The organism is Streptomyces sp. NPDC025806 (assembly GCF_055558275.1).
Genome location: NZ_JBVHMU010000004.1, coordinates 232,160 through 254,936 on the forward strand (window position 1 = coordinate 232,160; position 22,777 = coordinate 254,936).

Consider the following 22,777-nt stretch of genomic DNA (forward strand, 5'->3'; position numbering starts at 1 on the left):
TCGCAAAGGGGAGGGAAAGCGTGCGGAAAATGCTGCCGCTGGTCTCGGTCGACGGACGTCACGCGGGGGGCCGTTCGGCGCTGACCTGTCGGTTCCGCTGTGGTGACGCCTGTTTCCACGAGGTGCCGAACACCAGCGACAACGCGTACGTCGGCGATGTCGTCGCCGGTGCGCTGAGCCGCCGTTCGATGCTGCGCGCCGCCGCCGTGGTGACCGTCGCGGCCGCCGCCGGTACGACGGTCCTGGCCGGTCCGGGCGCCGGGGACGCCACGGCCGCCGCCGGACACGGCGGGCACGGGACAGCCACGGAGGGTGCGCGCGGGCTGCGGTTCGCGCCCGTCGCGCCGAACACCGCCGACGCCGTCACGGTGCCCGGCGGGTACGGGCAGAACATCGTCGTCCGCTGGGGCGAACCGATCCTGCGCGGCGCCCCGGCCTTCGACCCGGAGCACCAGAGCGCCAAGGCGCAGGCCGGCCAGTTCGGCTACAACAACGACTTCCTGAGCCTGCTGCCGCTGCGCGGCGAGCAGGGCCGGCAGGTCCTCGTCGCCAACCACGAGTACACCGACGAGATCCTGATGTTCCGCGGCTACGACCCGGCGAACCCGACCCGTGAGCAGGTCGAGATCGCGTGGGCCGCGCACGGCCTGTCCGTCGTCGTGGTCGAGGAGAACCGGAAGAACGGCGGCCTGAACGCCGTCTCCCGCCACCCCCTCAACCGGCGCCTGACCGCCACCAGCCCCTTCCGCCTCACCGGCCCCGTCGCGGGCAGCGACCTGGTCCGCACGAAGGCCGACCCGAAGGGCACCACGGTCCTCGGCACGCTCAACAACTGCTCGGGCGGCACGACCCCGTGGGGCACGACGCTGCACGGCGAGGAGAACTTCAACCAGTACTTCGCCAACGCCGCCAAGGTCACCGACCCGGCGACGGCCGCCCGCCTCAAGCGGTACGGCGTGATCGGCGAGGCCTCCGAGCGCAAGTGGGAGCGGTTCGACGACCGCTTCGACCTGGCCAAGGAGCCCAACGAGGCCAACCGCTTCGGCTGGGTCGTCGAACTCGACCCGTACGACCCGGAGTCGACCCCGCGCAAGCGCACCGCGCTCGGCCGCTTCAAGCACGAGGCCGCGCAGCCGCGCCTGACCGACGACGGCCGCCCCGTCGTCTACATGGGCGACGACGAGAAGTTCGACTACTTCTACAAGTTCGTCGGCAGCAAGCGCATGGCGAAGGGCACCTCGCGGGCCGCCCACGCCCACAACCTGACCCTCCTCGACGAAGGCACCCTGTACGTCGCCCGGCTCACCGGCGACTCCCCGGCGGGCCAGATCGACGGCACGGGCGCGCTGCCCTCCGACGGCGAGTTCGACGGCTCCGGTACGTGGATCCCGCTGGCCACCGCCTACGCGGGCGGTCGCGCGGTCTCCCACGTCGAGGGCATGACCGCCGAGGAGGTCTACCTCTTCACGCGGTTCGCCGGGGACAAGGTCGGCGCCACGAAGATGGACCGGCCCGAGGACATCGAGCCGTCCCCGCGCACCGGCAAGGTGTACGTCGCCCTCACGAACAACTCCGACCGCGGCAAGGCCGGCAAGGCGGGCCCGGACGAGGCCAACCCGCGCAACCTCAACAAGCACGGCCAGATCCTCGAACTGACCGAGGCCCGCAACCGCGCCGAGTCGACCTCGTTCGGCTGGTCCCTGTTCCTGGTCGCCGGTGACCCGGAGGACCCGGCGACGTACTTCGCCGGGTTCCCCAAGGAGCGGGTCAGCCCGATCTCCTGCCCGGACAACGTCACGTTCGACCCGCACGGCAACCTGTGGATCTCCACGGACGGCAACCAGCTGGGCTCGCACGACGGGCTGTTCGGTGTCGCGACGCGCGGTGAGCGGCGGGGCGAGCTGAAGCAGTTCCTCACGATGCCGACCGGGGCGGAGACCTGCGGTCCGCTCGTGCAGGATCGCCGGGTGCTCGTGTCCGTCCAGCACCCGGGGGAGATCGACGGGGCGTCCGTCGAGCGGCCGGCCAGCGCGTGGCCTGACGGCCCGGGCCGGATCGTGCGGCCTTCTGTCGTCTCGGTGTGGCGCACCGATGGGGGCGACATCGGTATCTGACGCGACCACCGGCCGGTGGGGGCTGATCGCGCAGTTCCCCGCGCCCCTGAAATGCACGCCCTTCGGGCGGCATTTCCCCGATGAGGCGCAGCCTCATCAGGGGCGCGGGGAACTGCGCGAGAAGCCCCACTACGCGGCACTCGGCAGCGAACCGGTCGGACCCGTCGAGATGCCGATCGCCCGGGCGGCGGCCACCTCCTGGCGGACGGGTTCCAGCACACCCTCGGGCGACCCGGGGTCACCGAAGTCGGCCCGCACCTCTTCGAGGACCACAGACTCCCGCAGCCCCTCGGAGAGCTCCCGCAACTGCGCGGAGACCCGGCTCACCTCCGCCGAAGAAGGCGGAGGGGAACCATGCCCCACGCGCACCCGCGCAGCGGTCGTCGCATCCACGATCCGCTCGACCGCGACGACGAGCGGCCACCACGCCGCCGCCCGCCTCCCCATGGGCGGCGGCTCGGTCAGCGCCCGCTGGAACTCGGCCCGGATCAGCGAAAGATCCCGGTACAACCGCCTCCGCATCCGCGCCCGCGCCGCCGTGTCCCGCTCCCCCGGCGCGCCGAACGCGCTGTCCACGTACGCCGCCGTGTCCCGCACCGCGTCCGCGAGCCGGTCCCCGATCCGGGTGTGCCAGCTCTCCGGCCACAGCAGGTACCCGACGACCAGCGCGATCGCGCAGCCCATCAGGCTGTCCAGGAGCCGGGGCCACAGGAGGGCCGTGCCCTGGTGGTTGAGGATGTCGGACAGGAGCAGGATCACCGGGGTGATGGCGGCGGTCTGGTAGCCGTAGCCGCGCGGGGTGAGCGCCGGGATCAGCGGGGCGAGCAGCATCATCACCGGCACGGACCACCAGCCCAGCGGCACCTCGGAGAGCACGGCCGCCGCGACGACGAGCCCGGCGGCCGTGCCGAGGGCGCGCAGCAGGGCCCGCGAGAACACGGACCCGAAGTCCGGCTTGAGGACGAACGTGATGGTCAGCGCCACCCAGTACGAGCGCGGCACCGCGATCAGCGACACGAGGGCCTGCGCGATGCCGATGCAGAGCGCGAGGCGCAGCCCGTAGCGCCAGGACGCCCCGGACAGCAGCACCCCGCGCACCGCCCGCCGGGCCCGCACCCGCAGCGCGGCGGGCCGGCCGAGGCGGTCGTCGACGTTGGTGAAGTCGGCCTCGCCGCGCCGGGAGGCGACCTCGGCGGCGTGCCGCACGGCCTGGTCGACGGCGCGGGCGGCGGGCCCCTCGGGTTCGGGCAGGTCGCGGGCCGCGTTCTCGGCGGTCCGTCCGGCGGCGACGGCCTCGGCGACCTCGCGGACGGCGGCCGGGATCCGCGGCGACAGCGGCACCCCGCACTGGTGGGCGGCGGGGGCCGCCTCCAGGACCGGGGACAGGGCGTTCAACTGGCTTACCAGGCGGACCTGTTCGGGGTTGCGGCCGTGAGCGAGGGCGCGCCGGGCGAGGACGAGGTCGTAGGCCTGGTTGAGGGACTGGGTGACCGCGATGCGGGTCTCGGCGTAGCTGAGGTCGTCGGTGCCGGCGGCTTCGAGGAGGTTCGCGACGCTCCGGTAGGTGGCGGCGACCGCGGCCCGTTCGGGCACGCCGCCGCGCAGCGGCCAGGCCAGCAGGGCGAGCAGCAGGACGAGGAGGCCGCCGGTGAGGATCAGGAGCGGGGCGAGCCACCAGTCGCCGGGCATCGGGAGGCCCGCGCCGACCACGCAGTTCAGCAGGAGCAGCAGGCCGGAGACCGAGGCGACCGCGCCGATCGTGGAGATCATCCCGGAGACCAGGGCGACGGTGGTGACGACGGCGACGGCGAGCCAGCCCTGCCCGTACACCTGGGTGCCGAGGACGACGCCGAGGGCGCCGAAGAGCTGCGGCACGGCGATGTTCAGGATGCGCATCCGGTACGCGTCGGCCGTGTCGCCGACGACGCCGGAGAGGGCGCCGAGGGCGACGACCGCGCCGTAGGTGAAGTGGTCCGTGGCCAGGCCCACCGCCAGCGGGGCGGCCAGGGCGATCGCGGCACGGGCCGCGGCGGCCCAGGGGATGGGGGCGCGCTGCGGCTGAAAGGTCCTGACCAGCCAGTCTGGGGGCGGCATGCGCCCATTATGTGGCGGGCCGGGCCGCCCGCCAGGTGGGTGCGAGAGATCGGGGCGACGTCACGGCGCCGTACGGTTGCGCGACGGCTCCTGGGCCAGCGCCCAGATGACGAACACGCCGATGCCGATGGCGATCACCGACCAGACCGGCGCGTAGGGCAGGAACAGGAAGTACTCGATGACGTAGAGCACGGCGAGGCCGATGCCGACGCCGCGCGCCCAGTCCGCTCCCTTGAGGACGCCCCAGCCGGTGACGGCCACGAGGACGCCGATCACGAGGTGGATCCAGCCCCAGGTGGTGAGGCTGAACTCGTAGACGTAGTCGCCGACGCGGCCGTACACGTCGTCCTGGGCGATGCCCGCGATGCCGTTGAGGACACCGAGGATGCCGCTGGTCATCATCAGGACACCGGCGAAGACGGCGCCGCCGGCCGCCCAGTCGGGGTTGCCGGTCCCCTCGCCGCGCGTGGGGTCGGGTTCGCGGCGGCGCTGCGCGGCGGACCAGGCGGCCGGGTCGGGGTCCGGGGCGGATCCGGGGCCGGGGGGCGGTGTGCTCTGGCTCATCGAGGCCTCCTCGCGACGGCGGTCCGCCCTGCACGGCGAGCCGCCTCGTGTCGTCAGGGGAATGCTCGTCCGGGCCGGACCTCACGGCACTCCGCGCGGGGCTGTTCGGGTGACGCCGGGCCCGCCTTCGCGCCCGCTGCGGAGCCGGCCCGCGCGCGCCGCCCGGGCGGCCCGTAGCGGCCGAAGGCCCAGGATCCGAGGGCGACGGCGAGGCCGGTGCCGACCAGGACCCAGGACGCGGTCCGCATGGACGAGGTCAGGGCGTCGTACACGGCGCCGGCGGCCGCCTTGTCGGCGTCGGTTTCGAGGTCGTCGAGGGTGAGGGAGCGGGCGATGGTGAGGGCGAGCAGCAGCGCGGCGGCGCCGAGCGCGACGCCGACGCCGGTCGCGGTGAGCGCCCGGCCGCGGCGCAGCGCGAGCAGCAGGCCCGCGACGGCGCACACGACGGCCGCCACTGGCAGCCAGATGCCGGCCACCTGGAGCACGTGGAACACCTCCCGCAGATCGGAGAGTTCACCGGCGGACAGGACGGTGATCTCGGTGTGGGTCACCGGGATCTGTTCGGCGAACGGCACACCGTCGTCGATGAGCTGCTGTCTGACCTGTGCGGTGACGGGCGCGAGGTCGAGGGTGACGGCGCCGGTGCTGCCGTCGTCCAGGGCGTCCTGCACGGCGTCGTGGGCGGCCCGGTTCGCCGTGTCCCAGGCCCGCTGGAAGGTGGCGGTGCCGGTGAAGGAGACGACGGCGTCGTGCAGGTACTGGTCGACGGCGCCGACGAGCGGGCCCACGTCGAGGGAGCGCATGATCCCGGTGGTGACGGCGTCGGCGACCGCGTTCTGCACGTCGGGGTCGGTGGCGAGCGGCGCCATGGCCTCCACGTACCGGTCGCTGTCGCCGATCGCGTACTTCGCCCAGGTGGAGAGCGTGCCGAGGGGGACGAGGAGGCAGGCGAGGACGAGGAGGGCAGGCGCGAGCACGCGGCGGACGGCGCGGGCGGAGGGGGCGGGGCGGGTCACCCTCCCCAGGCAAGACCCCGGCCGCGCGGGGCGCGACCGGGGCTCGTACAGACGGACCAGTGCGGGGTCACTTCCGGTGGACGGGTGGGGTGGGTGTGTACGCCTGTGATGTACGGGGTTCAAGTGGCTCCGGTGGAGCACTGGGCCGAACGGGTGTTTCCTGGGTGTGGGGAGCTAGGAGGACGATCATGCGCCGAACAACTCCGGCCATCGCCGCGGCCACGCTCGTCGCGGGCGGCGTGCTCGCCGTGACGGCGGCGGCCCCGGCCAGTGCGGGCAGCGGCGTCGTCTGGGGGACCGTCGTCTCCCAGAGCGAACTCAACGTCCGCTCGGGACCGAGCACTTCGGACCCGGTCGTCACCCGTCTCGATCCGGGCGACCAGGACCGCGTCGAGTGCGCGACCAACGGCACTCGGGTGCACGGCGATCCGGCCTGGTTCTGGCTGATCGGCGCCCGCGGCTGGGTCAGCGCCACCTACATCGACACCGACGGCCGTGCCGTGCCGAGCTGCGAGACCCCGTGTCCGCCGGACCACCCGCAGCGTGACAGCCACAGCACCGACTACCGCGACAGCCCGACCTTCTGGTTCCACTCGGAGACCAGCATCGAGTTCGGCGTCACGTACTGAGCCGCCGACCGACCCCGCACAGCGGAAGGCGCCCCGGAGGTCCAAGGCCTCCGGGGCGCCTCCCGTGCTGCCGGTCGTCCCGGCGCCGTCAGACGTACTCGCTCGCCGAGTAGTAGCGGTAGTAGACCGCGATGAAGACGCCCGCGGCGACGAACCCGCCGAGGAAGCACGACCAGAGGATCCCGCCGTCGGCCAGGCTGTGCAGGAACCCGACCGAGACACCGGCCAGCACGCCCCAGGCGCCCGCGCGGGCGAAGAAGTGCCGGCCCGCCTGCGCCGCCGACCACTGGTGGACGCCGAAGCAGAGCGCCGCCACGAGGATGCCGGTGACGAAACCGAGCGCGATGTTGCCGCCGGTGACCGCCTCGCCGTAGCGCTGGATGTTCGCCGCCCAGAAGCCGTAGGCGGTTCCCGCGACGACCGGCAGGACCACGGCCGGGTCGGTCGGGGCGAGTGCCGCGCCGCGGGGGCGCCGCCGGGATACGGGTGCCGCGTGCTGAGCCATGTCGGGCTCCTTTCTCACGTCCCCCGGGACCCCTTTGGGCCCCGGGTTCCCCGTATTCCATTGACCGCTCGCGAGGGGCGTAGTGCAACATGCGGGGCCGTCGGGGCCGTGTTTCGCTGGGCCCATGAACATCGTGCTGTTCGGCGCCACCGGCATGGTCGGCAGCCGCATCGCCGCCGAGGCCCTCGCCCGCGGCCACCGGGTCACGGCGGTCAGCCGGTCCGGTGGCTCCCCGCTGCCCGGCGTCACCGCGGCCGCCGCGGACTGCTCCGACCCCGTCCGGGTGGGTGAGCTCGCCGACGGCCACGACGCCGTCGCCAGCGCCCTCGCGCCACCCCGCGACGGCTCCGACCCGACGCTGCCCTTCCTCGCCCTGAACGAGTCACTGGTGGCGGGAGTGCGCAGGTCGGGCGTGACGCGGCTGGTCGTGGTGGGCGGCTCGGGCAACCTGTTCGTCGAGCCGGGCCGGATGCTCCTCGACCAGCCCGGCTTCCCCGACGACTACCGCGGCGAGGCCCTGGCCCACCGCGACCTCCTGACCTATCTGCGCACCGTCGACGACCTCGACTGGACCTGTGTGTCCCCGGCCGCGGACATCGGCCCCGGTGAGCGCACCGGCGAGTTCCGCATCGGCGGCGACCGCCTGATGACCGACGAGCACGGCAACAGCCGGATCAGCGCCGAGGACTACGCGATCGCCTTCGTCGACGAACTCGAACGCGACGCGCACTCCCGGGGCCGGATGTCCGTCGCCTACTGACCCGGGGCCTCCCGTCCGGATCAGTTGCGGCCGAGGAGCTCCACGACGCGGTCGAGGGCGGCCGGGGCCAGATGCCGGCGCAGCGCCTCGACGACGTCCTCGGGGGTGCCCCGGCTGTCGATCTTGATTACGCCGTAATCACGGCCGCCGCGCCGCTCGCCCCGGGCGGCCGGCACCGACGGGGTGGGCAGCGCGCCGTGGTGTCCCGGCAGCGCCTGGTCCTCGCGGGGGAGCCGGGCGATCCGCCGGGCGTCCTCGACCGAGACCCGGCCGTCCGCGAGCGCCTCCTGGAGGTCCTCGCGCAGCTTCATCAGCGACAGGCGCTGCGAGACGAAGCCCTGGGTCTTGCCGATCCGGGCCGCGACCTGGCGCTGCGAGTACCCGTACGCGGTGATCAGGCCCTGGATGGCCTGCGCCTGCTCCAGTTCCGTGAGGTCGTCGCGCTGCACGTTCTCGATGAGCGCGTCCTCGTCGGACCGGCTGGCGTCGTCCCGGACCAGCACCGGCACCTCGTCCAGGCCCGCCATCCGGGCCGCCGCGAGCCTGCGGTGCCCGTGCAGCACGACGTACGGGGCCGGGCCGACGGCCTCCTTGTGGTGCGGGTGGGCCGCCAGGAACACGGCCGCGGGGACCACGCCGAGCGCTTGCAGCACCCCGCGCTCGCGCACCGTCTCGGCGAGTCCGTCCAGGTCGCGCAGCTCGTGGCGGGGGTTGTCGGGGTTCTCGGCGAGGTCGCTGACCGGCACCGTGAGCGGGGTGGTGTCAGGCCTTCTGCGCGGGCCCGGGGTGCTGGTCGCGGCGGTGTCCGGGCCCGTGGCCAGCAGCGAGGACAGATCCGTGCGGCGCCCCATCAGACGTTCACCTTCTTCTTGGTGCGGGCCTTGGTCGTCGTACGGGGCTTGCGCGCGGGCTTCGGGATCGCGGCGAGCCCCACCTCCAGGGCGAGCCGGAAGAAGTCCTCGCGGGCCTGGAGCGCGACGCGGTTGGCGCCGTACTGGGTGACGACCAGGCCGTCGGCGCTGGCCCGCGTGTGCAGCTTGTAGTGGCGCACGACGGTACGGGCCAGGGGCCAGCCCTGGGCCTCGACGAACGCGCGGGTCTGCGTCAGGTCGGCCTTGCCGTCGCGCGGGTCCCAGTTGTTGATGACCACGCGGAACGGCAGCCCGCGCGGCTTCACGACCCGCTCGATCGTGCGCTGCGTCGGCTGGAAGCTCAGCGGCTCCGGCTCGACCGGCACGATGACGTCGGTGGCGTTGGACAGCACGGCGCGCAGGGCGTCGGCGGCGGCGCCCTTGCCGAGCGGGTCGGCGCCGTCGTCCTCGGCGAGGTCCAGCCAGCCCGGGGTGTCGACGAAGACGTGCTGGGCGGAGGGGATGCGGGACAGGGCGGCGAGGCCGGCCAGGTCGTCGTGGGCCTGCACGAAGTCGAAGGGCAGGTCCTCGCCGACGCGCTCGGACCACCACACGGCGGAGCCCTGCGGGTCGATGGACACGGCGACGACGGGCGGCTGCCCGTCGCCTCCGGCGCTCTTGGCGGTGCCGGCGCCGAGGACGTCTGCGGTGACGGCGGCGAGGTTCACGGCGAGGGTGGACTTACCGACGCCGCCCTTCTGATTGAGGATCACGTGTACGTGCGCCACGAGGTACTCCCGTATGGGGCTGGTTTGGGGGGTTTTGCTCGTGGTTACTTTGGCAGTGCGGGTTCTTTTGGGCGCGGGTACACGCCGTGCGTGGGGGCGGGAACGGGTGTGTTGGCGGCCGCGGGTACGTCGTGGCTGGTCGCGCAGTTCCCCGCGCCCCTGAAGGCATGCGGCTTCGCCGCGCCTTCCCCGACAACAGGCGCCCCGCACCTGAGTCGGGGAAATGCGACCCGAAGGGTCTGCATTTCAGGGGCGCGGGGAACTGCGCGAGAAGCCCCGCCGGGGCGCACCCGGCGACGAGAGGGGCGGAGTTACGGTGAGGCCTCCAGGGACGGGGGTGTCATCGGGCGGGCCGAACCGCCGGCCCAGCCCAGGACGCCGAGCACCAGGAACGCCCCGAGCAGCATCTTCGCCGAGGCGCCCAGGAAGAGCGGCCGAGTCCCCGAAGGGCCCCGGACCACACCGATCGCCGAGTCCACCGACCCCTGGTCCCCGAACAGCCGCTTGGGGTACGCCGAGGTCAGCAGCAGCACGTACGCCGCGACCCGCATCCGATAGCGCAGCACCGCCGCACTCGCCCCGAACAACGGCAACGGCATCCGCCCGAGCGCCAGCACCACCAGCCACGTCACGAACGACACGGCCCACCACCCGGCCGTCACCAGCGCGCACACGAGCGCCGCGGGCAGCACGAGCAGCAGCCGGAACAGCACGGCGAACCGGTTCAGCGCCGAGGAGTGCAGCCGCACCTGCACCGGGTAGCCGAAGGGCCGCTCCAGGGCGAACGGCGGCAGCCGGTCCGTGAGCAGCATCGCGGAGGCCGACAGCCGTGTCTCGTAGCCGAGGAAGCCCGCGAGCCACCGCTCCAGGCGGTCCGGTGCCCGGCCGATGAGCAGCGCCCCGCACCAGGCGGCCACCACGACGGGCACGGAGACGACCGACAGCACGACGAGCACCACCGCGTGCGGCAGCAGCAGGAGCAGCCGCAGCAGCACGGTGAGCCGGTTCTGCCGGCCGGGCGGCGGCACCTCGAGCTCGGGGAGCGGTTCGGCGCCGGGGACGAGCGGGACCGTGCCGAAGCCGGGAGACGTGGACATGCCGCCACTGTGCACAGCGCCGCAGGTCACGGCATCCGCTCGCACCCGTTCAGGTGGCGACCCACCCGGAGCCCGAGCCTGTCCGGGCATCAACTCCCTTGTGAGGTACGGGAGTTGAGGGGGCGGAGCAGGAAGGGCGTGGCCAGCAGGAGGGCTCCGGCCGCGGCCAGTGCCGTCCGCGTCCCGGTCAGCGCCGCGAGCGCGCCCCAGGCCAGGGTCAGCGCCGCCGTCACCGCCTTGCCCGTGACCGTCCAGGCGGACAGCACCCGGGCCACCCGGTCCGGCTCCGTGCGCCGCAGCCGCTCCCCGGCGAGCACCGGGTTGAAGACGCCGCAACAGAAGATGAGCCCCAGCTCGACGACCATCACGGTGAGCAGACCGCCGGTCCCGGTCCCGACGCACGCGAGGCCCAGCGGCCAGCAGGCGCGGGCCGTGCCGCTGACCCGGAGCACCCGACCGGCCCCGTACCGCCGCACGAGCCGCGGCGTCAGACGGGAGCCGAGCAGGCCGCCCAGGCAGGGCACCGAGAAGGCGAGGCTGTACTCCCACACGGGGAAGCCGAGTTCGCGCAGCATCAGCACCGCCATCAGCGGGGCGCCGACCATGATCAGAGCGTTCACCAGGGTCGTGTTCAGGAACAGGGCCCGCAACTCGGGCCGCCGCCACAGATACGTCCAGCCCTCCGCGATCTCCGCCCGGCTCAGCGCCTTCCCGCCCCGCGCCGGCTCCGGCTCCGGGTGGCGGATCGCGCGGACGCCGAGCGCCGACAGGGCGTAGCTGACCGCGTCGCCCACGATCGCGGTCAGCGGCCCGAACGCGCCGATCGCCGCTCCGCCCAGCGGCGGCCCGAGCGCCGTCGCCGTCCAGCTCGTCGACTCGAAGCGGGCGTTGGCGAGCAGCAGTCCCTCCGCCGGGACGAGTGCCTTCAGGTGCGCCCCGCTCGCCGCCCGGAAGACGATGTCGGCGGTCGCCACGACCACCGAGACCAGGACCAGCTGCGCGAACGTCAGCGTGCCGAGCACGTACGCGAGCGGCAGCGTCAGCAGCGCAGCGCAGCGCGCCAGGTCCGCCGCGATCATCACGGGGCGCTTGCGGCGGAACTCCACCCACGGGCCCAGCGGCACCGCGAGCAGCGCCCCGACCGCGATCCCGGCCGCCGCCAGGAACGACACCTGCGCCGGGCTGGAGTGCAGCGTCAGCACCGCGATCAGCGAGAACGCGTCCAGGGCCAGCCAGCTGCCCGCCGTGCTCACCGCGAACGCGGCCCACAGCCACCCGAAATCCCGCCCGAGCCCCGCCCGGGCCCGCTCTGTCCCTGTCGCCACCCGGCGATCCAACGCCCCGCGCGCCCCGCCCGGCAAACAACCGCCGGGCCGATCCGTACAACCCGTGGTTGTATGGAAAGGGTGGACCTCGAAGCCGTACGCACCTTCGTCGCCGTCGCCGACGAGGGGCAGATCCAGATCGCCGCGCAGGAGCTCGGCATCACCCAGCAGGCCGCCTCCAAGCGCATCGCCGCACTGGAACGGCGGCTCGGCGTCCGCCTGTTCACCCGCACCCCGCGCGGCGCCCGGCTCACCCTGGACGGGCAGACCTTCCTGCCGCACGCCCGCGCCCTCACCGAGGCCGCCGACCGCGCCGCCGCCTCCGTACGCCCCGGCAGCCGCCCCCTGCGCGTCGACGTCCTCGGCACCAACCTCATCACCAACGGTCTGCTCCACGACTTCCACCGCGACCACCCCGGCGTCCCCCTCGACGTCGTCGCGCTCGGCGACGGCCGCGCCGCCCTGGAAGGCGTGCGCGACGGCGGGCTCGACGCCGCGTTCTGGGTGTCCCGGGTGCCCGACCGGCGGCTGCCGCCCGGGATGACCGCCGCCCGCGTCGTCGACGAACCGGTCGTCCTCGTCACCGGCCCCGCTCACCCGCTCGCCGACGCCGCCGAGGTCACCCCCGGCGACCTCGCCGGGCACCGCCTCTGGATGCCCGGCCTCGCCCCGGGCTCCGAATGGGCCGCGTACTACGCGCAGTTGGCGGCCGAGTACGGGCTGACCATCGACACCGGCGGCACCAACCTCGGCGGCGGGCACCTCCTGCGCACCGTCGCCGACGCGCCCGACCTCGCCACGCTCATGGGCACCCGCACCCCGCTCGTGCGCCCCGCCGGCCTCGACCTCCGCACGATCCCCGTACGCCGCCCCACCCCGCTCTACCCGCTCGCCCTGATGTGGCGTGACGACAACCCGCACCCCGGCCTCGCCGCCCTGCGCACCGCCCTGACCGCCGGCTACCGGCCCCCGGACCCGGCCGCGCACTGGCTCCCCGACTGGGCGTGACGTTCCCGCAGTGACGCTCCGGCCGTGACGTTCCGGCCGTGACATTTGTACGGGTGAGCCGGGGACGCTTCGCTCTGCCGGACACCCCCGCCGCCCGGCCAGGATCGGTGGTGTCGGAGAACACCACCATCAGCGGCACCGGGGGACAGGCCATGACCACGGACACGTATACGGACACACAGACGCACACGCACACGCACACGGAGACCCGGAAGGGCGGCGTGGACGGCGACTTCGAGGGGCTGCCCGCCTGGTACTTCCCGATCATGGGCTGTCTGGCCGGGGTCTTCGACATCGCCCGCGTCCACCCCGCGCTCTACGCGGTGATCCCGGTCGTCCTCGTCCTCAACCTCGCGCTCTCCCTCACCGTCCTGCGCACCCGGATGCGCCTGATGAAGGCCCTCTGGAAGAACAAGCGCACCCGGCTCCTGGCCCTCGCTCTGCTCGCCCTGCGCCTCGTGATCAGGCTCGGGCTCGGCGCGCTCGGCTTCTCCCTCGGCACCGCGACCGGCGGCGTCGTGGTCGGCGTCCTGATGGCCGTCCTCGCGACCGCCATGGCCTGGGGCGATCAGTGGCTGATCCTGCGCACCCTGCGCCGCACCGCCACCGCCACCGCCACGACCACGGCCACCGCCTGAGCCCTACTCCTCGCCCGCCGTCTCCTCCTGCGGAGGCTTCTGCGCCGCACGGCGCTTGCGGACCTGCCACATCCGGAATCCGGCCGCGAGGACGATCAGGCCGACGCCCGCCGCGACGACCACGATCGCGCCGGTCGACACCGACGTCACGTCCACCTCGAACGTGATCGGGTCGCCCCACGGCTTGCCGTCGCTGCGGGTGTAGAGCTGTGCGGTCAGCTCCGCCTTGCCGTTGGCGCGGGCCGTCACCCCGATGTGCGTCGTGTGGTTCGCGGAGCCCGCGGCCTGCACCGCCACCGCCGGGTCGTTGACCCGCAGCCGCTCCGAGTCGCTGGACGTGACCCGCAGTTCGAGCCCGGCGACCGGCTGCTGGAGGGCGTTGTCGACGGACACCGGGATCTGCGCGTCGCCCGAGGTGACCGTGACCGTCGTCTTCGGCACCAGACGCAGCGAGCCCACCGACGCCGTCAGGAAGTCCGTCGTCCGCTCCTGGAACGCCTCCTGCTCCGCGGCCGGCCGGCCCCGCCAGGCCGTGGACAGCGCCCGCGCCATCGCCCCGTGCACGGACTCCGTGGTGGCCCGCGGGTCGGCGAGCACCTTGGAGAGGGTCGCGAGCCCGTCCAGGTCGCCCGCCGCCGCGGCGAGCTGCCGCGCCGACAACTGCTTCGCCCGCAGCGCGGCCGGATACTCCGCGCTCGGCCCGGCCGTCCCGTCCACCGCCTCGTTCCCCGCCGAGCGGAGCGTCTCCAGTTCCAGCCAGCCGTCCTCGCCGCCCGCGTCGAGCGCCGCGGCGAGCGTCCGCGCCCCGCGCCCGGACAGTTCGCGGGGCGGTACGACGACGTGGTGCGAGCCGGTCCGCACCTGCTCGGCGAGGTCGGTCACGGCGCCCTCGTCGGGCTTGGGGGCCTCGCTCCTGGACGACGCGCTCTTCGACGGGCTCGGGGAGGCGCCGGACGCGTCCGGGCTCGGCGACCCGCTCCCGGAGGGGGACGCCGACGGGCTCGGGGAGGCGGTCGGGGACGGCCGCTCCGGGTCCTTGATCGCGGTGAGCGCCTTGGTGACGGCGGCGTCGTAGGGCAGCGCCGTCAGCGCGTCGTCGCCCTTGCCGAGGGTCACCGGGTCGGCCCCGTCCGGGTCGAGATCCTGCCCGGAGGTGAGCATGCGGGTCACGCCGAGATCGGTGCCGAGTGCGGTGATCCGGCGGTCGAGCACGCCGTCCGCGGGCCAGCCGAGCCCGGCGCGCGTGCTGATGCCGAGCAGCTTGTCGACGTCGGTGCGGGCGCCGCCGGCCAGTCCGGTCACGGCCTCGGTGAGGTCGTCGCGGTCGGGCCCGGGGTGGTGGGCGAGCGAGGCCAGGTCGGGGTCCGCGTACGGCAGCAGCCACACGTCGTGCCCGTCGACGGCGCTCTTGAGGGCGGCGAGCCAGGCGCGGGCGGCGCCCTGTCCGGTGCCGCGGACACTGTCCTGCGGGTTGCTGGAGCCGTCCGGGCCCGCGACCCGGTAGCCGTCGGCCATCTCCTGCGCGGCGATCACCAGGTCCGGGTCGACGACCCAGTTGACGGCGTGGCCCTTGCCCGCGTCGACGACCTCGCGCAGCCGCCCGCCTTCCGCGAACAGGTCCGCGAGCGCGTCGTCGTCGAACACCGCCTGCGCGGTGGGGCCCGCGCCGAGGGAGGCCGCCGTCAGGTGCGGGGGAGCGGTCACCGGCCACACGACGGCCGCCCGCAGCGGATCGTCCTCGGAGTGGTCCGCCGCACGGGCCTGCGGCCCCGGCAGGGCCGCGGCCCCCAGCACCACGGCGGACACGATCAAGGCCCGTGCCGCCGCCCCGTATCCCGCTGCCGCCATCCCGTCCCCTGCCTTCCCTGAGGCCGTTCCTCGAAGCCTTGAGGCCTTCACGCCTTGACGCCTTGAGACCTTGACGCCTTTGCGCCTGACGCCTTGACGCCTTGAGCCAACACCGTGCGGCGGACCGCCGCCGGTACCGCGCGCGAGCGGCGCGTCGGCGCCGGGCGCGCGCTCAGTGCGCCGGCGGCTCCAGGTCCGCGCCGATCCGCAGCAGGTTCCCGTCCGGGTCCACCAGGGCGAACTCCCGCATCCCGTACACCGTGTCGTCCGGTTCGACGAGCCGCGGCGTCGCGTACGGGTCCGCCGGCGGGCCCGCCTTCCGCCACTCCTCGTACAGCCCGTCCACCGCCGGTGCCCCGCCGTCCAGCCGCAGGTACGCGGCGTGCGCACCGGCCAGCGGGTCGGTCTCCGGGGCGTGGAAGAAGTGCAGTTCGACGGTGTCCCGTACGAGGATCAGATAGCCGTCGTCGGGGTAGTGCCCGGCGACGGCGAACCCGAGGCCGGCGTAGAACGAGGCGGTCGCCGTCAGGTCACGTCCGGGCATGACCGGTGCGACGCGGCCGGTCAGCGGGGTACGGGGCATCGGGGCTCCCAGGGGCGCTCGGCGGGACGGCCGATGTCGCCCGATAGAGTGCGGCTCCCGGCGCGGTCGCGCTTGACGCCCGCGCCGGTGACGTGTCCCTCCCGAGCATGACGCACCCCGTACGAGGTACCAGGCAATGACTGCGCCGATACACCCCCCGGTGACGGTCGTCGGGATCGGGGCCGACGGCTGGCCCGGACTGTCCGAGACCTCGCGCGCGGCCCTGCTCGACGCGGAGAGCGTCCTCGGCGGCGCCCGCCAGCTCGCCCTGCTGCCCGACTCCTGCACCGCCGAACGCGTCCCGTGGCCGACGCCGCTGCGGCCCGCCGTGCCGGGGCTGCTCGCGGAGCGCGCCGGACGCCGGATCGCCGTCCTGGCCAGCGGCGACCCCATGTTCTACGGCATCGGCCGCACCCTCACCGAGACGGTCGGCGCGGCCGCGCTGCGGATCCTGCCGCACCCCTCGTCCGTCGCGTACGCGTGCGCGCGGCTCGGCCGGCCCGTCGAGGACACCGAGGTCGTCACGCTGGTCGGCCGTCCCGCGGACCGGCTCGCCGCGGCGCTGCACGACGGCCGCCACGTCCTCGTCCTGTCGGCAGGGGCCGACACCCCCGCCGAGGTGGCGGCCCTGCTCACCGACCGCGGGTTCGGGCCCAGCCGCATGACGGTCCTGGAACAGCTCGGCGGCGAGGCGGAGTCGGCGTACGAAGGCGTCGCACAGGAGTGGGACCGCGCCCCCGGCGACCCCCTGAACGTCATCGCGATCACCTGCGTCCGCGCCCCCGGCGCCCTCCGCCTCGGCGCCGTCCCCGGCCTGCCCGACGCGGCGTACGAGCACGACGGCCAGCTCACCAAGCGTCATGTCCGCGCCGCGACGCTCGCCGCGCTCGCGCCCGCGCCCGGCGAGACGCTGTGGGACATCGGCGGCGGTTCGGGCTCCATCGCCGTCGAATGGCTGCGCACGCACCCGTCGTGCCGCGCGTACTCGGTGGAACGGCACCCGGAGCGGGTGGCGCGCATCGAGCGCAACGCGGCGCGGCTCGGTGTGCCCGGCCTGACGGTGGTCCACGGCGCGGCGCCCGGCGCCCTGGCCGAACTCCCGTCCCCCGACGCGGTGTTCATCGGCGGCGGCCTCACGGTCCCCGGTCTCCTGGACGCCTGCTGGGACGCGCTGGCCCCCGGCGGCCGTCTGGTGGCCAACACGGTCACCCTGGAATCCGAGGCCCTGCTGACGCACTGGTACCGCCGGCACGGCGGCGACCTGACGAAACTGTCGGTCGCGCACGCGGTGCCGGTCGGCGGCTTCACGGGGTGGCGTCAGTCGATGCCGGTGACGCAGTGGTCCGTGGTCCGTAACGAGAACCGAGTTGAGGAACGATGACCGTCTACTTCATCGGGGCGGGCCCCGGCGCCGCCGACCTGATCACCCTGCGCGGCGCCCGCACGCTCGCCGCCTGCGGGGTCTGCCTGTACGCGGGCTCGCTCGTCCCCCGCGAACTCCTCGCGGAGTGCCCGCCGGACGCGCGGCTCGTCGACACGGCGCAGCTGGACCTCGACGCGATCGAGCGGGAGTTCGTGACGGCGCACGAGGCGGGCCTGGACGTGGCCCGCCTGCACTCGGGCGACCCGTCGGTCTTCAGCGCGGTGGCCGAACAGATCCGCCGCCTCGAAGCCCACGGCATCCCGTACGAGATCGTCCCCGGCGTCCCGGCCTTCGCGGCGGCGGCAGCCGCCCTCAAGCGCGAACTGACGGTCCCCACGGTCGGCCAGACCGTCATCCTGACCCGCATCGCCCAACAGGCCACCCCCATGCCCCCCGGCGAGGACCTGGCCACCTTGGGCAGGAGCGGCGCCCTCCTGGTCCTCCACCTGGGCGCCCGCTACGTCGACCGCATCGTCGACGAACTCCTCCCGCACTACGGCGCGGACTGCCCCGCGGCGGTCGTCGCCTACGCGAGCCGCCCCGACGAACTGGTCCTGCGCGGCACCCTCGGCGACATCGCGACCCAGGTGAAGAACGCGGGCGTCCTGCGCACGGCCGTCATCCTGGTAGGCCGCACCCTGGCCGCCTCCCCTTTCCGCGACAGCCACCTGTACTCGACGGAGCGCGACCGGCACGTGTGCTGAGCCTGAGTCGGTTCCCGTCTCATTCCGTGACCTTGGGATGACCGAGTCCGGCGTGCACCAGCCAGACCTTGCGGGCGTCCCTGTCGACCAGGTACCAGATCCGGCCGCCCCCGGTGACTTCGATCTGCCACTGGGGGAGCCGCTTGCCCTTGAAGTCGACGTGAGCGAGATCGAACTTCAACTGGTGCTGGCGCTCCGTCGATTCCGCCGGACAGGGAGCGGTGCGCATCACGTGCCAGGCCCGGGCGGCATTGCCAGGGACCTTGTTGCACACCTCTCGCCAGCCGTCCACGGCTCGCGTGGTGCCGCGTACTCCCCTGTTCCCGGCGGCGGTGCCACCGGGTCCCCCTTTTTCGGGCTCACTCCGCGGGAACCTCCGGCGGCGGGACCGGTCCGAGATCCTCGGTGGCCGGCTCGGCCAGTGTCTGGCGCAGCTCGGGATCCGCGTGGATCAGAGCCGTCGACTTCCATGCGGCTATGACGGGGGCGAGCAGGTTCACGTGGTCCAGATCGACGGCCGCACGTGCGGTTTCCACGAACTCGACGAGGAACTCGCGGACGGCTGCTTCCGGCAGATAGCGAACCCACGGGAACGCGTCCGGGAAGACGTGCGTGAGGATCTTCGCGGCCTGAGGATCGCTCTTCATCATGGCGACGAAGAGACGGGTGGTGGAGTCGAGCACCTGCACGGCTTCTTCGGCGCGGGCGGCGGTGGTCAGGTAGAGGTCTTCCGCGTCGCGGCGATGCAGGCGAATACCTCGGTGGGCGCTGCCCTGCATGCGCGCGATCGTGTCCTTCGGCTTCTGGAGGAGCTCGGAGAGGTTCGCTTCGGCGGGCATGGCGGTCATGACTTCAAAACTACTTCAGAAGTCTGACCGGTGCCAGCCCTTTGCCCGGCCGTGCGCTCCTTGGGCCGCGCGGAGGCCCCTTCGGGCGGGGCGGGGTCAGGCGCAGGGGGTGATGTGGCGGCGGGTCGGCGCCGGGGCCGGATCCAGGGCGGCCAGGCGGGTGCCCAGGGCGACCAGAGCCAGGCCCAGGCGGGTGCGCAGGGTGGGGGGCGTAGAGGTGTGGGGGCGGGCTGCGCGTGCGTGGAGTTCGGTGGCGCGGGTCTCGTGGGCGTACGCGTGGTGGACCTGTTCGGGTGTCATCGCGTGGGGTCCTCTCCGGGCGGCTCGGGGGCGGTGTCGGTGGGGAACAGGTGCGTGTGCAGGCGGACTTGCTCGGCGCGGGGATCGTCTTGGCCCTGGCTCGCTCGCCAGAACTCCTCGATGACCTGGTTGAGTCGCTCGCCGAGCTCGCGGCTCTTGTCGGGGGTCAGGCGGAGGGTGTAGTCGCTCATGTCCGAGGCGGCGATCCACTCCTCCGGGAGGGAGTGCCGGGTGGCGATGAACGTCGACAACTCGCTGGTGTGGCGGTCGGCAATGGTGTGCAGGTAGACGTCGGCGGCGCCCCGGACCGAGGGGTCCGAATCGGACATCAGGGTCTCGTCGACGCGGATGCCCTGGATCGCGGCCCGCCACCAGCGCTCGCGTCCCTTGCCGCGCTCCGGGTCGTCCTCGACGAAGCCGTGCGCGGCGAGCTGGCGCAGGTGATAGCTGGTCGCACCGCTCGACTCGCCCAGACGCTCGGCGAGTTGGGAGGCCGTGGCCGGCCCGTCGGACCGCAGTGACTGGAGCAGGTTCATGCGCAGTGGATGGGCCAGGCCGCGCAGGGAACGGGCGTCGAGGAGGCGGACCTTGTGGCCGGGGACCGGCTCGGAAGGGTTCGAGGGCTGCGGGGGAGGGGTGGGCTGCTCGGGCATGGTTCCACCGTAGAGTTGCAAAGGAGTCTTTGCAACAGGTTCTTTGCATGTATTTCTTTGCATGTATTTCTTTGCAGAGGTTTCTTTGGAGAGGTCTCCTCGGGCTCGGCTGTCACGTTCCGCGGCGCTGTCCGGTTCTCAGCTGGGAGGGCGTCCGTACGGGCGTCGGGTTCGGAGGAGGGAGCTGGGGATGAAGGCCGTCATCGTGTGCGTCTCCGTGTCGCACGGCAATACGCTGCGGGGCGCCGAGGCGCTGGGCGGCGTGCTGGACGCGAAGGTGGTCGCGCCGGAGGACGTCGATCCCGGGGAGCTGGCGGACGCCGATCTCGTGGGGTTCGGGTCCGGGGTGTTCCACGGGCGGATGCACCCCCGGCTGACCTGGTTCGCCCGCGCGCTGCCCACCGCCCCCGCCCCGCGCGGCAGCGCCTTCGTGTTCGCCACGAGCGGGCTGCCCGAGCCGCCCTGGGCCCCGTTCACCCGCCCGCTGACCCGGGTGCTCGCGGCGAAGGGGTTCGCCCCGGCCGGCACGTTCAGCTGCCGGGCGTACGACAACTGGGCCCCGTTCCGCCTCGTCGGCGGCATCAACAAGCAGCGGCCCGACCAGCAAGACCGGGCCGCGGTACGGGAGTTCGGGGCGCGGCTGCGGGAGCGGCGCTGACCGTCAGGCGTCGGGCGTCCGGCGCCGCTCGTACCGTCCCCGGGCCGCCTCATGCGCGTCCCGGAGCAGGGCGAGGGCCGTGGACGTTGTGCGTTCGGCCGGGTTCACGACGCAGATCCAGCCCTGGGCGCCGTACACCGGGTGGGGCTGGACGACGTCGACGGTGCTGGGGTCCGCGGTGGCCGGCGGGTCGGGGACGGCGGACGTGCGGGCGGCCTGGATGTTCAGGCGCCAGCGGTCCGGGGTGTCGAGGGCGGAGGCCGTGTCGCCCGGGTAGTTCTTCGTGACGATCGTGGCGTACGGCTGGGTGTGCGCCGGGGGCGGGCCGTTCGGGGCGTAGAAGAAGAACGCGTCGCCCCACGCGAGCTCCGGGGTGCCGTCCCCGGGCGCGGGGAGTTGGACGTGCGCGCCGTCGAAAGCGCGCACCTCGGCGATGATCCGGTCCATGCTGGTGGTCGTCATGACTCAAGCTTCCACTTCAAGTGTTTACGTGGGGTTCGCGCGCCTGCGGACCGTCGACGTCGCCCGTGCCACCGGGTACTCCGTGCAGCAGGTCCGGGACCTGGAGCGGCTCGGCGTGATTCCGCCCGCGGCCCGTGCGGACAACGGCTACCGCGCTTACACAGAAACGCACGTGCGGGCCCTGCGTGCCTACCGGGGCCTGGCCCGGGCCGTCGGGCCCGTCGAGGCGCGGCGGCTGCTCGCGCGGCTGCGGACCGCGCCGCTGGAGGAGGCGGCCGCGACGGTCGACGCGCTGCACGCGGGGCTCGCGCGGGAGCGGGACGAGGTGCTGGCCGCCGAGCGGGCGCTGGAGCTGGTGGAGGCCGAAGTCCACAGAGCCGGTTTCGACGGCGAGGCCGAGGCGGTCGATTCCATGACCATCGCCGAACTGGCTCAGGCGCTCGGGGTGCGGCCCTCCGCCCTGCGGTTCTGGGAGGAGCAGGGGCTCGTCACGCCCGAGCGGGTCACCTCACAGCGGGCCCGGCGCTACGGTCCCGCCGCGATCGGCGCGGCCCGCGTCGTCGTCGCGCTGCGTGGCGCCGGGCACGGCATTCCGGCGGTACGGGACATCGTCGCCGCCCTGGACGGCGTGGAGGGCCGAGCCGAGGCCCGCCGCGCCCTGACCGAACGGCTGAAGTCCATCGCCGTACGGTCGATCGCCCTGCTCCGCGCGGGCGCGGACCTCGCGGCGCTGATCGAGGACGCCGACGCTCAGGACTGACCCGGCCCCCGCAAGGCGCTGCGCCCCACCACGTTCCCCGCCCGGTCGATGCAGATCACGTCCACCGTCACCGGCGCCCCGCGCAGCACGGACAGCGCCTGGTCGCGGGCCTCCGCCGCGACGAGGTCGCCGAGCGGGACGCCCGCCGCGTCGCACAACTGGAGTGCCGCGAGGCCCGTGTTGGCCTCCGCGATCTGTGCCGCCAGCTCCGGGGACGCGCCGCCCCGGGACGCCAGCGACGCGAGGAACGGCTTGTCGACCTGGGAGCGGGCCGAGTGGAGGTCCAAGTGGCCCGCCGCCAGTTTGGAGAGCTTGGCGAAGCCGCCGCAGATCGTGAGGCGGTCCACGGGGTGGCGGCGGACGTACTTCAGGACGGCGCCCGCGAAGTCACCCATGTCCAGGAGCGCGTCCTCGGGGAGGGCGTACTCGCGGACCACCGTCTTCTCGGAGGTGGAGCCCGTGCAGCCCGCCACATGGGTGCGGCCCGCCGCGCGGGCCACGTCCACGCCCCGCCGGATCGAGTCGATCCACGCCGAGCACGAGTACGGGACGACGATGCCGGTGGTGCCGAGGACGGAGAGGCCGCCGAGGATGCCCAGGCGCGGGTTCCACGTGGAGCGGGCGATCTCCGCGCCGTTGTCGATGGAGATCGTGATCTCGACGTCTCCGGAACCACCGTGCCGGGCCGCGACCTCGGCGACGTGCGTGCGCATCATCTCGCGCGGGACCGGGTTGATCGCCGGTTCGCCGACCGCGAGGGGCAGCCCGGGGCGGGTCACCGTGCCGACGCCGGGGCCCGCCCGGAAGACCACCCCGGAACCGGCCGGAAGCTGCCGCACCGTCGACCGCACCAGCGCCCCGTGCGTGACGTCCGGGTCGTCGCCCGCGTCCTTCACGACCCCCGCCGTCGCGCTGCCGTCCGTGCCCCGCTCCTCGACCGCGAGCGCGAACGCCGGGGTCTGGCCCTTGGGCAGCGTGATCGTCACCGGGTCGGGGAACTCGCCGGTCAGCAGCGCCGTGTACGCGGCGGTCGTCGCAGCCGTCGCACAGGCCCCGGTCGTCCAGCCGGGCCGCAGACCGGTGTGCTTGAGTTGGGCCCCGCGCCCGCCCTTCGGCTCACCCGGGCCTGCCGATTCAGACATGGAGCTC

At 73.8% G+C, this 22,777-nt stretch carries 25 protein-coding genes; 9 read left to right on the top strand and 16 right to left on the bottom strand.

The window, feature by feature from the left end:
- Positions 1-20 precede the first annotated feature (20 nt).
- Positions 21-2,114, top strand: a complete 2,094-nt coding sequence (locus ACZ4E1_RS11045) for a PhoX family protein (protein WP_467537950.1) — start codon at positions 21-23, stop codon at positions 2,112-2,114.
- 129 nt (positions 2,115-2,243) lie between these two features.
- Here the strand turns inward: ACZ4E1_RS11045 and ACZ4E1_RS11050 are convergent, their stop codons facing one another.
- Genes ACZ4E1_RS11050 through ACZ4E1_RS11060 form a run of 3 tightly spaced genes read right to left on the bottom strand, consistent with a single transcriptional unit; the run spans position 2,244 to position 5,788 of the window.
- Complete coding sequence (locus ACZ4E1_RS11050; RefSeq protein ID WP_467537952.1) at positions 2,244-4,208, bottom strand: FUSC family protein; 1,965 nt, start codon at positions 4,206-4,208, stop codon at positions 2,244-2,246.
- A 60-nt stretch (positions 4,209-4,268) separates the two neighbouring features.
- On the bottom strand, positions 4,269-4,772 hold the full coding sequence (locus ACZ4E1_RS11055) for a DUF7144 family membrane protein (RefSeq protein ID WP_467537955.1): 504 nt from the start codon (positions 4,770-4,772) through the stop codon (positions 4,269-4,271).
- 53 nt (positions 4,773-4,825) lie between these two features.
- Positions 4,826-5,788, bottom strand: coding sequence for a hypothetical protein (locus tag ACZ4E1_RS11060; RefSeq protein ID WP_467537957.1), 963 nt, complete (start codon positions 5,786-5,788; stop codon positions 4,826-4,828).
- 188 nt (positions 5,789-5,976) lie between these two features.
- On the opposite strand from ACZ4E1_RS11060, the gene ACZ4E1_RS11065 reads away from it, so the two are divergent.
- Positions 5,977-6,417 carry an SH3 domain-containing protein gene (locus ACZ4E1_RS11065; protein ID WP_467537959.1) on the top strand — a complete coding sequence of 147 codons (441 nt, stop codon included), beginning with the start codon at positions 5,977-5,979 and terminating at the stop codon, positions 6,415-6,417.
- A gap of 88 nt (positions 6,418-6,505) precedes the next feature.
- Here ACZ4E1_RS11065 and ACZ4E1_RS11070 read toward each other — a convergent pair whose 3' ends face one another.
- Positions 6,506-6,922 (bottom strand): hypothetical protein, encoded by a 417-nt coding sequence (locus ACZ4E1_RS11070; RefSeq protein ID WP_467537962.1) that lies wholly within the window; start codon positions 6,920-6,922, stop codon positions 6,506-6,508.
- Between the two features lie 124 nt (positions 6,923-7,046).
- Here ACZ4E1_RS11070 and ACZ4E1_RS11075 point away from each other — a divergent pair, with 124 nt between their 5' ends.
- Complete coding sequence (locus tag ACZ4E1_RS11075; RefSeq protein WP_467537964.1) at positions 7,047-7,682, top strand: NAD(P)-dependent oxidoreductase; 636 nt, start codon at positions 7,047-7,049, stop codon at positions 7,680-7,682.
- Positions 7,683-7,702: 20 nt separating this feature from the next.
- On the opposite strand, the gene ACZ4E1_RS11080 is transcribed toward ACZ4E1_RS11075, so the two are convergent.
- The 4 genes from ACZ4E1_RS11080 to ACZ4E1_RS11095 all read right to left on the bottom strand — a co-directional run bounded on the left by ACZ4E1_RS11080 (position 7,703) and on the right by ACZ4E1_RS11095 (position 11,743).
- Positions 7,703-8,533, bottom strand: coding sequence for a ParB/RepB/Spo0J family partition protein (locus tag ACZ4E1_RS11080; RefSeq protein WP_467537966.1), 831 nt, complete (start codon positions 8,531-8,533; stop codon positions 7,703-7,705).
- Complete coding sequence (locus ACZ4E1_RS11085) at positions 8,533-9,531, bottom strand: ParA family protein (RefSeq protein ID WP_467537968.1); 999 nt, start codon at positions 9,529-9,531, stop codon at positions 8,533-8,535. Before ACZ4E1_RS11085 ends, ACZ4E1_RS11080 begins: the two co-directional genes overlap by 1 nt.
- A 101-nt stretch (positions 9,532-9,632) precedes the next feature.
- Positions 9,633-10,418 carry a DUF4389 domain-containing protein gene (locus ACZ4E1_RS11090; protein ID WP_467537970.1) on the bottom strand — a complete coding sequence of 262 codons (786 nt, stop codon included), beginning with the start codon at positions 10,416-10,418 and terminating at the stop codon, positions 9,633-9,635.
- A gap of 89 nt (positions 10,419-10,507) precedes the next feature.
- On the bottom strand, positions 10,508-11,743 hold the full coding sequence (locus ACZ4E1_RS11095; RefSeq protein WP_467537972.1) for an MFS transporter: 1,236 nt from the start codon (positions 11,741-11,743) through the stop codon (positions 10,508-10,510).
- Positions 11,744-11,824: 81 nt separating this feature from the next.
- Here ACZ4E1_RS11095 and ACZ4E1_RS11100 point away from each other — a divergent pair, with 81 nt between their 5' ends.
- Positions 11,825-12,751: a LysR family transcriptional regulator gene (locus ACZ4E1_RS11100; protein WP_467538547.1), complete on the top strand. Its 927-nt coding sequence runs from the start codon at positions 11,825-11,827 to the stop codon at positions 12,749-12,751.
- Between the two features lie 110 nt (positions 12,752-12,861).
- On the top strand, positions 12,862-13,389 hold the full coding sequence (locus ACZ4E1_RS11105; RefSeq protein WP_467537974.1) for a hypothetical protein: 528 nt from the start codon (positions 12,862-12,864) through the stop codon (positions 13,387-13,389).
- Between the two features lie 3 nt (positions 13,390-13,392).
- Here the strand turns inward: ACZ4E1_RS11105 and ACZ4E1_RS11110 are convergent, their stop codons facing one another.
- On the bottom strand, positions 13,393-15,237 hold the full coding sequence (locus ACZ4E1_RS11110; RefSeq protein WP_467537976.1) for a DUF6049 family protein: 1,845 nt from the start codon (positions 15,235-15,237) through the stop codon (positions 13,393-13,395).
- 172 nt (positions 15,238-15,409) lie between these two features.
- Positions 15,410-15,820 carry a bleomycin resistance protein gene (locus ACZ4E1_RS11115; RefSeq protein ID WP_467537978.1) on the bottom strand — a complete coding sequence of 137 codons (411 nt, stop codon included), beginning with the start codon at positions 15,818-15,820 and terminating at the stop codon, positions 15,410-15,412.
- 136 nt (positions 15,821-15,956) lie between these two features.
- Between ACZ4E1_RS11115 and cbiE the strand changes: the two genes are divergently transcribed.
- Positions 15,957-17,201, top strand: a complete 1,245-nt coding sequence (cbiE, locus tag ACZ4E1_RS11120; protein WP_467537979.1) for a precorrin-6y C5,15-methyltransferase (decarboxylating) subunit CbiE — start codon at positions 15,957-15,959, stop codon at positions 17,199-17,201.
- The gene (cobM, locus tag ACZ4E1_RS11125; RefSeq protein ID WP_467537981.1) at positions 17,198-17,947 is read left to right on the top strand and encodes a precorrin-4 C(11)-methyltransferase; all 750 of its coding nucleotides are present in this window, start codon (positions 17,198-17,200) and stop codon (positions 17,945-17,947) included. The genes cbiE and cobM overlap by 4 nt, the downstream gene beginning before the upstream one ends.
- Before the next feature lie 19 nt (positions 17,948-17,966).
- Here the strand turns inward: cobM and ACZ4E1_RS11130 are convergent, their stop codons facing one another.
- From ACZ4E1_RS11130 to ACZ4E1_RS11145, 4 genes are all read right to left on the bottom strand, one after another.
- Positions 17,967-18,239: a hypothetical protein gene (locus ACZ4E1_RS11130; protein WP_467537983.1), complete on the bottom strand. Its 273-nt coding sequence runs from the start codon at positions 18,237-18,239 to the stop codon at positions 17,967-17,969.
- 67 nt (positions 18,240-18,306) lie between these two features.
- Positions 18,307-18,795: a hypothetical protein gene (locus ACZ4E1_RS11135; protein ID WP_467537985.1), complete on the bottom strand. Its 489-nt coding sequence runs from the start codon at positions 18,793-18,795 to the stop codon at positions 18,307-18,309.
- Between the two features lie 96 nt (positions 18,796-18,891).
- Positions 18,892-19,095, bottom strand: coding sequence for a hypothetical protein (locus ACZ4E1_RS11140; RefSeq protein ID WP_467537987.1), 204 nt, complete (start codon positions 19,093-19,095; stop codon positions 18,892-18,894).
- Positions 19,092-19,748: an ArsR/SmtB family transcription factor gene (locus ACZ4E1_RS11145; RefSeq protein ID WP_467537989.1), complete on the bottom strand. Its 657-nt coding sequence runs from the start codon at positions 19,746-19,748 to the stop codon at positions 19,092-19,094. Before ACZ4E1_RS11145 ends, ACZ4E1_RS11140 begins: the two co-directional genes overlap by 4 nt.
- Positions 19,749-19,938: 190 nt before the next feature.
- Between ACZ4E1_RS11145 and ACZ4E1_RS11150 the strand changes: the two genes are divergently transcribed.
- On the top strand, positions 19,939-20,406 hold the full coding sequence (locus ACZ4E1_RS11150; RefSeq protein ID WP_467537990.1) for a flavodoxin family protein: 468 nt from the start codon (positions 19,939-19,941) through the stop codon (positions 20,404-20,406).
- Positions 20,407-20,409: 3 nt separating this feature from the next.
- Here ACZ4E1_RS11150 and ACZ4E1_RS11155 read toward each other — a convergent pair whose 3' ends face one another.
- A complete protein-coding gene (locus ACZ4E1_RS11155; RefSeq protein ID WP_467537992.1) occupies positions 20,410-20,868 on the bottom strand; it encodes a DUF6194 family protein in 459 nt (152 codons plus the stop codon).
- Between the two features lie 28 nt (positions 20,869-20,896).
- Between ACZ4E1_RS11155 and ACZ4E1_RS11160 the strand changes: the two genes are divergently transcribed.
- Positions 20,897-21,628, top strand: coding sequence for a MerR family transcriptional regulator (locus tag ACZ4E1_RS11160; protein ID WP_467537994.1), 732 nt, complete (start codon positions 20,897-20,899; stop codon positions 21,626-21,628).
- Here the strand turns inward: ACZ4E1_RS11160 and ACZ4E1_RS11165 are convergent.
- Positions 21,619-22,770, bottom strand: a complete 1,152-nt coding sequence (locus ACZ4E1_RS11165) for a cobalt-precorrin-5B (C(1))-methyltransferase (RefSeq protein WP_467537996.1) — start codon at positions 22,768-22,770, stop codon at positions 21,619-21,621. The two genes, ACZ4E1_RS11160 and ACZ4E1_RS11165, sit on opposite strands and share 10 nt — an antisense overlap.
- Positions 22,771-22,777: the final 7 nt, after the last annotated feature.